The 12,505-nt window shown below is 57.8% G+C and carries 10 protein-coding genes; 3 read left to right on the forward strand and 7 right to left on the reverse strand.

Annotated features, from left to right (window positions below):
• Positions 1 to 26: 26 nt before the first annotated feature.
• The 7 genes from FHT82_RS00280 to FHT82_RS00310 all read right to left on the reverse strand — a co-directional run bounded on the left by FHT82_RS00280 (position 27) and on the right by FHT82_RS00310 (position 8,306).
• Positions 27 to 1,862: an ABC transporter ATP-binding protein gene (locus tag FHT82_RS00280; RefSeq protein WP_183725201.1), complete on the reverse strand. Its 1,836-nt coding sequence runs from the start codon at positions 1,860 to 1,862 to the stop codon at positions 27 to 29.
• Positions 1,863 to 1,895: 33 nt separating this feature from the next.
• The gene (locus FHT82_RS00285) at positions 1,896 to 3,092 is read right to left on the reverse strand and encodes an aminotransferase class V-fold PLP-dependent enzyme (protein ID WP_183725203.1); all 1,197 of its coding nucleotides are present in this window, start codon (positions 3,090 to 3,092) and stop codon (positions 1,896 to 1,898) included.
• A 50-nt stretch (positions 3,093 to 3,142) separates the two neighbouring features.
• On the reverse strand, positions 3,143 to 3,658 hold the full coding sequence (locus FHT82_RS00290) for a RidA family protein (RefSeq protein ID WP_183725205.1): 516 nt from the start codon (positions 3,656 to 3,658) through the stop codon (positions 3,143 to 3,145).
• Positions 3,659 to 3,681: 23 nt separating this feature from the next.
• Entirely contained in the window at positions 3,682 to 4,890 is a 1,209-nt protein-coding gene (locus FHT82_RS00295; RefSeq protein ID WP_183725207.1) for an amidohydrolase/deacetylase family metallohydrolase, read from the reverse strand.
• The gene (locus tag FHT82_RS00300) at positions 4,891 to 5,760 is read right to left on the reverse strand and encodes an ABC transporter permease (protein WP_183725210.1); all 870 of its coding nucleotides are present in this window, start codon (positions 5,758 to 5,760) and stop codon (positions 4,891 to 4,893) included.
• A complete protein-coding gene (locus FHT82_RS00305; RefSeq protein WP_183725212.1) occupies positions 5,760 to 6,701 on the reverse strand; it encodes an ABC transporter permease in 942 nt (313 codons plus the stop codon). Before FHT82_RS00305 ends, FHT82_RS00300 begins: the two co-directional genes overlap by 1 nt.
• A 78-nt stretch (positions 6,702 to 6,779) precedes the next feature.
• Complete coding sequence (locus FHT82_RS00310) at positions 6,780 to 8,306, reverse strand: ABC transporter substrate-binding protein (protein WP_183725214.1); 1,527 nt, start codon at positions 8,304 to 8,306, stop codon at positions 6,780 to 6,782.
• Between the two features lie 739 nt (positions 8,307 to 9,045).
• On the opposite strand from FHT82_RS00310, the gene FHT82_RS00315 reads away from it, so the two are divergent.
• From FHT82_RS00315 to FHT82_RS00325, 3 genes are all read left to right on the forward strand, one after another.
• Positions 9,046 to 9,315, forward strand: coding sequence for an SDR family oxidoreductase (locus FHT82_RS00315; protein ID WP_183727185.1), 270 nt, complete (start codon positions 9,046 to 9,048; stop codon positions 9,313 to 9,315).
• Between the two features lie 402 nt (positions 9,316 to 9,717).
• Positions 9,718 to 10,218 (forward strand): hypothetical protein, encoded by a 501-nt coding sequence (locus tag FHT82_RS00320; protein ID WP_183725216.1) that lies wholly within the window; start codon positions 9,718 to 9,720, stop codon positions 10,216 to 10,218.
• Positions 10,218 to 11,486 carry a hypothetical protein gene (locus tag FHT82_RS00325; RefSeq protein ID WP_183725217.1) on the forward strand — a complete coding sequence of 423 codons (1,269 nt, stop codon included), beginning with the start codon at positions 10,218 to 10,220 and terminating at the stop codon, positions 11,484 to 11,486. The genes FHT82_RS00320 and FHT82_RS00325 overlap by 1 nt, the downstream gene beginning before the upstream one ends.
• Positions 11,487 to 12,505 lie beyond the last annotated feature (1,019 nt).

A 12,505-nucleotide genomic window follows, 5' to 3' on the forward strand; every position in this document is an offset into this window, starting at 1 on the left:
TCAGTAGCTGCGGCTTATCGGCGTGCCTAGACGGCCACCAGATGCCCCGGTGATATCTCACGATACTCAAGCGGCTTGATCTTGTAATCAACAGGCCGGATCGGGCTCTTGATCTCGTCGTTGGCGACAGTCCGCTTCTCGCGGCGGCGATCGGGATCGGGAACCGGGACGGCCGACATCAGCTTCTTGGTGTAGTCATGCTGCGGGTTGCCGAAGACGGCTGCCCGTGGGCCGATTTCGACGATTTCGCCGAGATACATAACGGCAACGCGATGGCTGACGCGCTCGACGACGGCCATATCGTGCGAAATGAACAGGAAGGCGAGGTTCAGGCTCTGCTGCAGATCGAGCATCAGGTTGATGACCTGCGCCTTGATCGATACGTCGAGTGCGGACACACTTTCATCCGCCACGATGACTTTCGGTTCCAATGCAAGCGCACGTGCAATACAGATACGCTGGCGCTGGCCGCCGGAGAATTCATGCGGGAAGCGCGAGGCCATGTCGAGCGTCAGGCCGACCTTGGTAAGGAGGTCCGCGACGCGCTCCTTCGCCTGCTTGCCGGTCCCCATCCTGTGCTCCAGATAGGGCTCGGCGATGGCATCGCCCACGCGGATGCGCGGATTGAGACTGGCGAAGGGATCCTGGAAGATCATCTGCACGGTCTTGCGCATCTCGCGCATACCCGCCTTGTCGAGCGCCAGCACATCCTTGCCGTCGGCAATGACGGAACCGCTCTGCGCCTCGATCAACCGCATGATCGCGCGCCCGGTTGTCGATTTGCCGCAGCCGGATTCACCGACGAGCGACAGCGTCTCGCCAGCATGGAGATCAAAGGACACGTTCTCGACCGCATGGACACGACCGGTCAACTTGCCGAAGAGGCCGGAATGAATGTCGAAGCGCTTGGTGAGATTCTTGACCTCCAACACGGGACGGGATGTCGCGGCAACCGTGGCGGCCGTCTCGACCGGACTGTTCGATTCCCCGGTCGCCGTATTGACCACGGGAAAGCGCAACGGCCGCTCATAACCCTGCATGGAACCGAGAACCGGCACGGCTGACAGCAGGGCGCGGGTGTAGGGATGTTTGCCGCGATGGAAAATATCCGCCGTTGCTCCCGTCTCCACCTGCTCGCCGCGATACATGACGACGGTGCGGTCGGCGATCTCGGCCACGACGCCCATGTCATGGGTGATGAACAGGACCGAAGTGCCCTCTTCCTCTTGCAGCATCTTGATCAGATCGAGGATCTGGCCCTGAATCGTCACGTCGAGTGCCGTCGTCGGTTCGTCCGCTATCAAAAGCTTCGGCCGTGAGGCGAGCGCCATGGCGATCATAACGCGCTGGCGCATGCCGCCGGAGAAGCGGTGGGGATATTCATCAAAGCGGGAGGCTGCCGAGGGAATACGCACCTTTTCGAGCAGGCGGATCGTCTCGGAGCGGGCTTCGGTCTTCGACATCGACCTGTGGCAGAGCAAGGCCTCGGAAATCTGGTCGCCGATCGTGAAGAGCGGATTGAGGCTCGTCATCGGCTCCTGGAAGATCATCGCGACGTCGTTGCCACGGACCTTGCGCATCTGATCTTCGGCCAAGCCGAGGAGATCACGGCCGCCGAGCATGATCTTGCCTTCGATACGGCTCGAATCCACCTGCAACAGGCGCATGATCGATAGAGAAGTCACACTCTTGCCGGAGCCGCTTTCACCGACGATGGCGAGCGTCTCGCCCGGTGCTACGTCGAAGGAGACATTGCGAACGACAGGCTTCCAGGCGCCATCGACCAGAAACGATGTCGTCAGATTCTGGACGGAGAGAACCGGCTCCGCCGTTGCGATGGATTGTGCCTCGATGCCTGTCATGATCGCTTCCTCAACTTTCTCGGGACTTCCAGATCAATCCGGCCACTTCAGCACACCGTCGAAGCGACGCTTGCTGCGGTTTTCAAAAGGCGTTGCGATGATCTCGTTGGAGGCGCGCGCCTTGTCGAGTTCCTCTGCCAGACGGCTTGCGACGATCTTCTCTTGACCCGGATGCAGGTTGCAGGGATCGAGATAGAAGTAGCGGTGCTCGACTTCATGGTCGCGCACGATGATCGGCGGAGAACCGCGGCCGAGCGCATCGGCGAGATCCCAGGCGGTGATGTGCGCCTCATCGGTGTCGATGATCACGCGCATGCGATCGAGTGGGTTGTTGGTCGGGTCCGGCTCGATCAAAGCGATCACGCCGGGGCGCCCGTCCAGCGTCTGCTTCCAAAGATTGAGATAGTTCTTCTCACGCTCGCGAATGCCCGTGTGATCGCGCTTTTCCCAGGCTTCCAGCGCCGCCATGACGCCGAAAATGCTTTCCTTGCCGACCTTCATGCCGCGGCCGATGCCCATGTTCTGCAGGAAGGCGTTGCGCACCAGTTCCTTCGTGCCGGCGACGATGCCCGAGGTCGGACCGCCCAGAAACTTGTGGCCGGAATAGAGCGCCACATCGGCGCCCAGCTCCAGGAAGATCTTCAGATCATATTCCGAGGCAGCATCGACGATGACGGGAACGCCCCTGGCATGGGCGATCTCGACAAATTCCTTAAGGTTCAGAAGGCCGTAATCGACGACATGGTGCGACACGACATAGACGGCCGCTGCCGTCTTTTCGGTAATCGCGTGCTCCATGTGGAAGCGGTGCGTAGAGGTCGCCTGACCGACCAGCACCACCTTGCCGCCAGCAAGGCGGATCGCCTGATCGACCGGCGCGCCGTAGCTGACGACGTGTCCCATCTGGACGAGAACTTCGTTCTTTTCGGAGACGATATCCGGCAGCTTTTCGATGGCGAGTAGGTTGTTGCCGGTGATCGCGCCGGCGACAGCAAGCGAAATGCCAGCGGAACAGGATGCGGTCACAAAGCCCGCTTCGCCGCCCGTCAGCCGCGCGATGACGGCGCTCGCCTTGCGCTGCAGATCGTTGATCTCGACAAACTGCGGCAGGATCGACGACATGGCAGCAACAGCTTCGGGAACGACGATCGATGCGCCGAGGCTCGTCATGGTGCCGGAAACATTGATGACCGGGCGAAGACCGATCGATGTGCGGATGTCCTCAGACATGGGTGTCTCCAATTTCAATCTGTTGGGCCGAAACGATCACCGCATCCTCATTAATCCCTGAGCGCGACGATAGCCTCGATTTCGACGGTGATGTTTCCTGGCAGTGAACCGAAGCCGACGGCCGAGCGGGCATGAGGTCCGACCTCTTCGCCGAAGACGTCGATCAAGAGATCCGAGCAGCCGTTGATGACGGCGGGATGATCGAGGAAATCCGGCACGGCATTGACCATGCCGAGCAGCTTGACGACACGCTTGACGCGGGAAAGATCACCGAGCGCCTCATGCATGACGGAAAGCAGATTGATGCCGGTCACCCGGGCGTGGCGGTAGGCGGCCTCGACGTCGACCTCGGCGCCGACCTTGCCGACATGCATGAAGCCGCCCGCCTCGCGCGGCCCCTGCCCCGACAGGTAGAGCATGTTGCCCTCCTGTACATAAGTGACGAAGTTGGCGATCGGCGGCGGCGAGGCCGGAAGCGTAATGCCAAGCGCAGCAAGCCGCTCATAGGGCGACGTGCTGATGGTGCCGGCGGTGGCGGGAGACTGGTTCACGCAAACTCCTGTCATGCGATTTCTTTTATGCTCTGGTCTTATCGGTAGGAATAACCGTGGCTGTGGCGCACCAGCTTGCGGGCGCGCGGCACATAACGGCTGGAGGTGAAGGCCTCGTTGCCGATGACCGCATGACGCGGCTCGAAGAGCTTCTTCAAAACCGAGACGTCGCCATTGGAATCGGTGGCTTCGAGATCGGAATCGACGAGATCGAAGACCGTGAACTCGGCTCGAGCCCCAACCGTCAGACGGTTGTCCATCGACAGCTTGATGACCGAGGCCGGTGCATGGGTGACGGCATCGATCACCTTGTCGAAGGGCATGCCGACCGAGAGCAGCTTCGACATGGTGGTTGCCAGATCCCAGACCGGGAAGTTCATCGAATGGCCATGCAGGTCGGTGGAAATCGAGAAGGGCAGCAGGCCGCGGGCGATTGCCGCTTCCGCCACCTTGAAGGAGAAGGAGGCGCCGCCATGGCCGATGTCGAGGCGAATGCCTTCAGACGCACAGCGTTCGGCGAGGTTGAAGAGGTCTTCGTCCTCCATGATGCTCGAACCCGCCTTGCCGTTGAAGCAATGGGTGACGACATCGCCGGGGCCGAGGATTTCCAGCACCTCGTCGTAAAGTGCCGGCGGTTCGCCGACATGCACCATCATCGGCACTTTCAGGATCTTGGCGATCTTCTTGCCGAGTTTGACGGGGGTGACACCCCAGGAGCCGGTGATCACGTGGCTGGCGCGCACCTTGATGCCGACGATATGCTCGCTGTTTTCTGCATAACATTCGAGGATGCGGTCGAGGTCGATATCCCTGATGTCGCGCAGTTCCGCGACACGGTTGCAGGCAACGAGACCGATGGAACCGAGATTGAGGAAGGCCTTGATGCGTTCCTTGGAGGGCTCAATGATATATTCGCGGAAGCCATGGAAGCTGGCTTCACCGGCAGAGCCGGCATCGACCAGCGTCGTCACGCCGCGCTCAAGACCGCATTCGGACGGGCGGATCGAGATATCGGTGCCGCCGTGCCAGATATGCACATGCAGGTCGACCCAGCCAGGCGAGACGAAGGCGCCCTTGCCATCCACGCGCATCACGTCGTCAGCGACCGAAAGCTGCGGACCGAGCCTGGCGATCTTGCCATCGGCACCCACCAAGATGTCGATCGCGCCATCAGGCATGCCAGTACCAAAGCCGACAGGCTTCACATTGGTGAGGAGGAGCGGCTTGCCCGCCGTTTCACCGGTCATTCAAAGGTCCTTTCGAAGTTTGGGATCGAGCATGTCGCGCAGACCGTCACCGACCATCTGGAGCGAAAGCACGGAGAGAATGATGGCGATACCCGGAAACAGCGTCATCCAGTCGGCCTGACCGATATATTGGCGACCGGCGGCAATCATCGTGCCCCAGGTCGGGATTTCCGGGCTGACGCCGAGGCCAAGGAAAGACAGGCCGGCCTCGGCGAGCATCGCGCTCGCGAAGAGAAACGTCGCCTGCACCAGGATCGGCGAGAGCAGGTTCCTCAGCACATGACGCGTCATGATATGGAAGGTCGAAATGCCAAGCGCTTGAGCCGCCTCGACATAGGGCAGTTCACGGATCACGAGAGTCGAGGCCCGAACGATGCGCGCAAGACGTGGCGCATAGACGATCGACAGCGCAATGATGACTGTCGTCAGCGACGGGCCAAGAGCCGCGACAAGTGCGATCGCCAGCAGAATGTCGGGGAAGGCCATCATTGCGTCGATCAGCCGGGCAATCGGCGTATCGAGGTTCTTGAAAAAGCCGGCAAGCAGGCCGAGCGTGATGCCGATCATGGCCGACAGTGCCACGACCGCAGCTCCAACCAGCAGGGATAATCGACCGGCAAAGATGGTGCGCGACAGCACATCCCGGCCGAATTCATCCGTACCGAAGAAGTAGGTTCCGCTCGGCGGCTTCAGCCGGTTGACGATCGAAAGCTTTGATGGCGAATAGGGAGCAACCCAGGGCGCGAGGATCGCCAGCAGCACGAAAATCACAAGGACGAGGACACCGATAGCGACGGTCTTGCGCTTCAGGAAGCGGCTCAGGAATTTGCGGCCTTCGCTTTCGGCCGGTTTGATCGCGATATCCGTCATCAGTAGCGCACCCTCGGATCAACGAGCAGGTAGAGCATGTCGATCGCAAAATTGATCAGCACATAGAGCGCTGCAATCACCAGAAGCGCCCCTTGAATGACCGGGTAGTCGCGGCGCAGAACGGCTGACACGACGAGATTGCCGACGCCCGGAAGACCGAAGACAGTCTCGGTAACGACTGCACCTGAGATCAGCACGGCAGCGGTCAGACCGAGAACCGTGAGGATCGGGATCAGTGCATTCTTCAGGGCATGTTTGAGGATCACCCGGCGCTCGATCAGGCCCTTGGCCCGAGCGGTCCGGATATAATCGTCGCCGAGAACATCGAGCATCGAGGCGCGCGTGAAGCGCAGGATGAGCGCCGAGGAGACGATGCCAAGCGCGAAGGCAGGCAGCGTCAGGTGATACATGCGGTCGAGGAAGGTCGAGCCCGGTCCGCCATATCCTGACACTGGGAACAGGCCGAAGCGTACGGCGAAGACCTGCATGAGAATGAGACCGAGCCAGAAACTTGGGATGCTTGCGGCAAACATCGCAAGCGTCGTTGCCGCTTGGTCGACGAAGGAGCCACGACGGTAGGCGGCATAGATGCCGATCGGCAGCGCGATAAGGCTAGCGATGACCAGCGAGAAAATCGTCAGGAAGAAAGTCGGTTCGGCGCGATCGAGCAATGCCGAGGTCACCGGCATGTTCAGGAAAATCGACTGCCCGAGATCACCCTTCAGCAACTGGCCGATATAATAAAGATATTGCACGCCGATGGACCGGTCGAGGCCAAGGCTGGCGCGCAGATCGGCAATGTCCTGCGGCGTCGCATCGGGGCCGAGCATGACGGCTGCCGGATCGCCGGGCGTGACGCGCACGATGACGAAGACGATTGTGACGACGAGGAACATCACGACGATCATGCCAAGAAGGCGCTGGAGAATGTAGCGTATCATGAAGTCTATCCCGGTGCCGGGCGGGCACAATGGAAGAAGGATACCGGTGCGGGCACACCGGTATCCCGCGATGGAGCGTTACTTCTTGATGGACGCGTTCCAGAAGTACGGCCACGGAGCCGGATCGACGCCTTCAAGCTTGGTCGACTTGGCCGAGACGGCATTGAAATCGCCGATCTTCATGTAGGGCAACTCGTCATACATGGCCTTCTGAACGTCGGCCCACAGCGCAATGCGCTTCTGCGGATCGACCTCGGACGTGAAGGCATCGACGACGGTCTTGCGCGCCGGTGTATCCCACCAGCCGGGCGAGCTCGGAGACAACGAACCGATCAACGCCGGTTCCGGCAGGAAGGGGCTGTGGGTGATGTAGATATCCCAGAGCTTCGGATCGGTGCGGCGCTGTGTCAGCGTTGCCCAGTCGACGACCTGCAGGTCGACGGCAAAGCCGGCTGTCTTCAGATATTCGGCGGCGACCTGCGCCATCTTGTAGTGGAATTCGTACTGGCGGCTGGTCAGAATGCGGATCGGCTCGCCATTGTAGCCGGCCTTCTTGGCCGCTTCGGCCGCGCCTTCGGGGTCCGCGACATTATAATTGCCCTCGACACCTGCATTGGTATTCCAGACGTACGGCTTGGGATAGATGTCGCCGTCGAGCGTGTAGAAATCCGTGCTGCCGAAAGCGGCGGCGAGCATGTCTTCCATGCTGAGTGCCTGGCGGATGGCCTTGCGGACCTCGACGTTCTTGGCAAGGCCTTCCTTCGTATTGAAGACAAAGACCGGATAGCCGAAAGGCTTCAGGATAACCGGCTGCGATGCGCTCGATGCCTTCAGCTTGTCGAAGGATTCAACCGGGATCGAGTCGACATAATCATACTGGCCGGAAACGGCAGCCTCGACACGCGTGTTCGGATCCGGAACCGGCACGAAGCGGATTTCGTCGAGATATTGGTGGCGGGCACCGCCATAACCATCGCTCTCACCATCGCGCGACTTGTAGCCGTCGAAACGGGCGAGCTGGATATACTGGTCCGCCTTGCGCTCCTTCAGCATGTAGGGACCGGTGCCGATGAATTCCTTCATCGGTTCATCCTGCTTCTCGGAGGGAATGATGATGGCGGCAGAATTGTTGAAGGCGAGCAGCGAGGTCAGCGGCGCATAGGGCTGCTTCAGCGTGATTTTCACGGTTGCCGGATCGACAGCAATGATGGAGTCGATAAAGCCTGCAACCTGCTTGCCGCGCGAGGCGATCTTCATCCAGCGGTTCAGCGACGCGACGACGTCTTCCGAGGTCATGTCGGAGTTATCATGGAATTTAATGCCGGTGCGAAGTTTGATCGTGTAGATCTTACCGTCCGCGCTGATCTCAGGCAGGCTTTCGGCCAGAAGCGGCGTGACATTCCACTTCTTGTCGAACGTGTAGAGCGTTTCGAAAATGTGCTGCGTGACGATACCGACGAGGTCAGCGGTCGAGGACATCGGATCGAGCGTCGGCGGCTCTCCGATCGTCGCGACGTTGATCACGCCACCCTTTTCCTGAGCCATCAAGGTTGTCGGCAAAGCGACCAGCGCAGTGCCGAGAAGGAATGCGACAAAAGTCTTCATTTCATGCTCCCGGTTTAATGTTCCACAATTATGTTATATCGATTTTTATAATAGACTATCGACGGGAGTGGTCCTGTCAATCGGGAAAGTGGTCCTTCAGCGGAAATGCGTCGCTTGCGATTTCATAGCGATGCTCCTCAGAATCTGGCGTTTCGGCCGACAGACGCACTAATGTTCCTTTAGCTTCGGCCGAACGGCGTTAGCCTGAGGTCCTCGGATGTAGTCCATCTTAGGTCCGAGCTCGTGATTCCGAGAGTCCTCAGTCTGAGAAAGGGACCATATCCGCGCTGATTCTCGTCTGACTTGGACATCTGCTGGCGCGAAATCGTGTACGTCGAAGGATCTCGTCGACCTCCGATTGGACGTCCATGAGGCCCCACCCAACCCGCCAAATATTGCCATTTTCGTAGCTCGCCGCCGATGACTCTGAGCGGCAGAATCTTAGAAGTTGATAGTCGCGATGAACGATGCAGTGCGACTTGCTAAAGCCAAACGGCGATGACGAAGATTACGGCATCACTTTGGATGCCCATCAAAAGTCGCAGCTCACTAAGTTACACGCTATGGCGAAGGCGTACAGGTCTGCACTCGACAGCTTGGATTTAGGGGACGAAAGCGCCTCCCATCATCGATATTTTGCTGGACGCAATAAGCAGGGGAAACGCTCTCGCGCTACCCTCACTCATTGGCTTCGCATAGCGGCATTCGATAGGGGAAGAGTGAGCGGTCCAAGAGAGCGATAAGGCTCTTTACGATAACTCTCGCGCTCGAAGTTGTCGGCATGAATATCCGGGTCAATTCCGTGCATCCCGGCGCAATCGCCCCACCCTACGTATCGCCTTACCTGGAAGATCCCGAGAGCCGCCAAACCGTCCTCGCGCGCACTCTTATGAAACGTTCTGGTGAATCGGCCGAGATAACCAAAGTGGTGGCGTTCCTCGCCTCCGATACGTCTTCGTTTATGACTGGCTCCGAAGTGGGCGTCGACGGTGGCTTTTTGTCAACGTGATATCATAAGAAAGGCGTCGGCCACGTTTACGCGCGGCAGCGCCACCCGCCTGCCTCAGCGTTCCGCCTGATCCATCCCCGATAGGACGCAGCCACCGCCCTTTCCGCAGGTCCATTTGTAGTCGTACTCAACAATTCCAACAAAAAACAACTATTGCCGAATGTAAATGTCGGTTGTATTATTGCAAACTGCTACCTGTTAAGATTTCCAGGAGGGAAACAGATGGGTAAAACTTTAATCTTGATCGCTCTTGTGGTTGGAATTTCGTTCGGCTTACCAGGCGTCGTTGACTATGCTCATGCCGGTCCTTGTAATCCGGCCGTGCAGACCTGCGGCTAGTTTCTACAATTAATCTGAACTTCAGAGACTCGGGTTGGCGCGTCTCGGCGCGAGGGCTGGTTCATGTTTCTTTTCAGTCCGACATTCTGGCTTGGTAAAAGTGAGTCCCTCGCCCAAGATTTGGTCGGGTCATTCGTAAAAACCGCGCTGATCGCTGTCTTCGCGTTCGTCGTAATGGAATACGCGAAAGATCTGATGGAACTCTATGACAAGCGTCGAGCGCTTGTTCAGTTTCAAAATAGCACGGTAACAACCACGATTGCCTCGCTGCAAAACAGCTACAACACACAGTTTGGATGCCTGGCAACTTTGGCCCAGTTCAAAAAAGTCGAGTGTTTGAACGGTTTGAGAAACTTCCGGGTCGGGCTGGATTCGCAACAGGATGTCGTTTCCGGCGTCCTGGGTAACCAAGCAAGTGCCCTGGAAACACTAGCTGCTTCTGTCGATGCACTGTTATCCGCTCAGACCGATGCTTTGAGCTCGGACGAATTAGCCAGGCTGTCGAAAGCAGCGAAAAAGAACTTACGATCCGCGATAGATGAGCTCGCTCAGGAGATTCAGTGATGTCCCGTTGGGTCCGTGCATGGGGCTTCTTACTCATTTGTGGCTTTGCCATTGATGCGCTGGCGCAAGAACCTATCGGACGCTGGGTAAAGGTTGGAACCTTCGCGCTTTCAGGTTTCGCGCCTAACGCTGAACGCGAACATACTTACCGGGGCGCGGCGAAAGAGCGCTCTCGATTGCTTTCGTTTATGCCACCAATGACAATTGTATTCCCGGATTTTCTGGGATTGCTTACAAATGCCAACATTCCCAACGGATACGTCGCCGGGATTACCCAAACGGGCACTCCGATCATCGTATTGGACCAAGAACTTTCCAAAACGAAATTCGGCACCTACGACACACATGACGTGGTGATTCATACGGACCATGATGCTTGCAAAGAGCTTTACTGTGATCTGGATGCCGATGGCCGAACGGTCCGGGGAGGTCAATCGTACAAGCTGATGGATGACTCGATTGGAGGAAACATTCACCTTTTCAACGCCCAATCGGAAGCGGACTTTTACTATCGTGAGGAGCGTTTCAAGCAGCTGGAGCGCCGCGGCACGCTGACCCAAATGAAGGGCCGCATTATTCCACGTTGGGAAATTTACGAGGGTTACGCCAAAGAATTGTCTGTGGGATGCGGGGGCAGCCATCCTTCAGGGGCGAAGTTCCAGGCCGACAGCGTGTCCTACGAAAGTTCTCCGGCTACTTGGGCGTTGAATGCACCTCAGTGGAGCGTAAAAGCAGCGGACCTGTTTGTCGGAAGCGAGGTCGAGAAGGTCGGCGACGCTTATGTGGCCGAGCTTACGAAAGGCGTCCACGACGTCACTGCAGGAGATACCCCAAAAGACGGGTACCAATCTGCGATTGATTTTACAGTCTTCGCATACCGCGATCGCGCCACGTCCCCATCGAACTTTGAATACGCAGTCCTCATTTCCATAGTCGCATGCGTAGAGCAGCCGTTTAGTGACTTCGTACCCAGTTATGTTCGCGAAGCCCATTTATATTTCGACGACGAGCGGTTTAAGCTTCCTCAGCAATTGAGTGAAGATAGCAAGTTAGCGCTCTCGAACCGGCTGGAAAGATCGTTTTTGTACAGTGTCAACTCTCCTCGACAATACGAGCGACTTTTCGGCATGCTCGCCGAGGGTCTTGATGCGGAATCTTCAGACGCACGCTCGAACCTAGTCGCGGTCGTGATCGCCAGACTTAACGCAACTTGCGACGGACAGCGTCGCGCAGCATGTGCTCGTATTGTCGATGCAAGCGCCAAGTAGAGGCGTGGTCTTGTTCCAAAACGGACTCAGGGAAGTTGAAATCAACGAGCGAGTGTATCGGCCGCAATGACACACGTAAATCTATCGCGTCATAGTCGAAGTGTCAGCAGATCGAACGATAGGCGAAACTCAACGGACAAGCGCTACTGGCGCATGTCCGTAACATCGCGCGGATTTCAGACCTGCGCATAACCGCAATCGACGTGGTAATCTGCGCCGCTCAGGTCCGAAGCCAGGAAAGCCACAACTTCTGCGACTTCCCCGACTTACCGAGACGACCTAGTGGCGTCCGGCTCGAGAAGTAGCCATAGACGTTCTCAGCTTCTTCAGCGGCTAGCTTCGAAAGGCCTTCGGCTCCCAATCCTCACTGTCGACCCCGCACGGAATAACCGCGCGGATCAAGATTTTCAAATGCGTCAGCAGGCGGGCCATAGCTAAGCGGCCAACTGGCAAAAACTACAGGAACTGTCTTTCGGAAAACCTGGGAAATCTCGGATTTTTTATGATGCCTGCAGGAAGATTTTAAAGGGCCTGGCTATTTCATGCCGTTTCGCGACGGTGCAGGCGACCTGGTGCGTATTGTTGAAGGCGAGAGAAGCTCCGTCGCCTTTGAAGCCCGCCTGACAGCGGCAGTCGGTCTAAATAGGACCGCGTACCCCGAATTCCTGCAAATCTCTCGGGTCTTGCCGAGCCCGATTTTGAAGACAGCCCATCTGGCCTTCTGGAGTTAATTCCAAAATTAAGTGCGCTCTGGCTAGCCTATCGCCGCATTCGTCAATGGCGTCGATACTCACCCAGAAGAAGTACATCATGTCGGACTTAAGTCCGTGTTGTGCGGCGCAAAAAAAAGTTAGAACGCGCTTATGTCGCTTATTATCGAGGACATTGAGGGAGCGTCGAAGGCGGCCGCCGGGATCCACCCTCCAAAACGGCGTATGAGCTGGCGATCACTCCGTCGGTGCATCAATTTGCATATAGAAGCGCGGCAAAAATCTAGAAGCAACTGCCACTCGACCGGC

This window comes from Rhizobium sp. BK275, from assembly GCF_014193555.1.
Classification (GTDB): domain Bacteria; phylum Pseudomonadota; class Alphaproteobacteria; order Rhizobiales; family Rhizobiaceae; genus Rhizobium.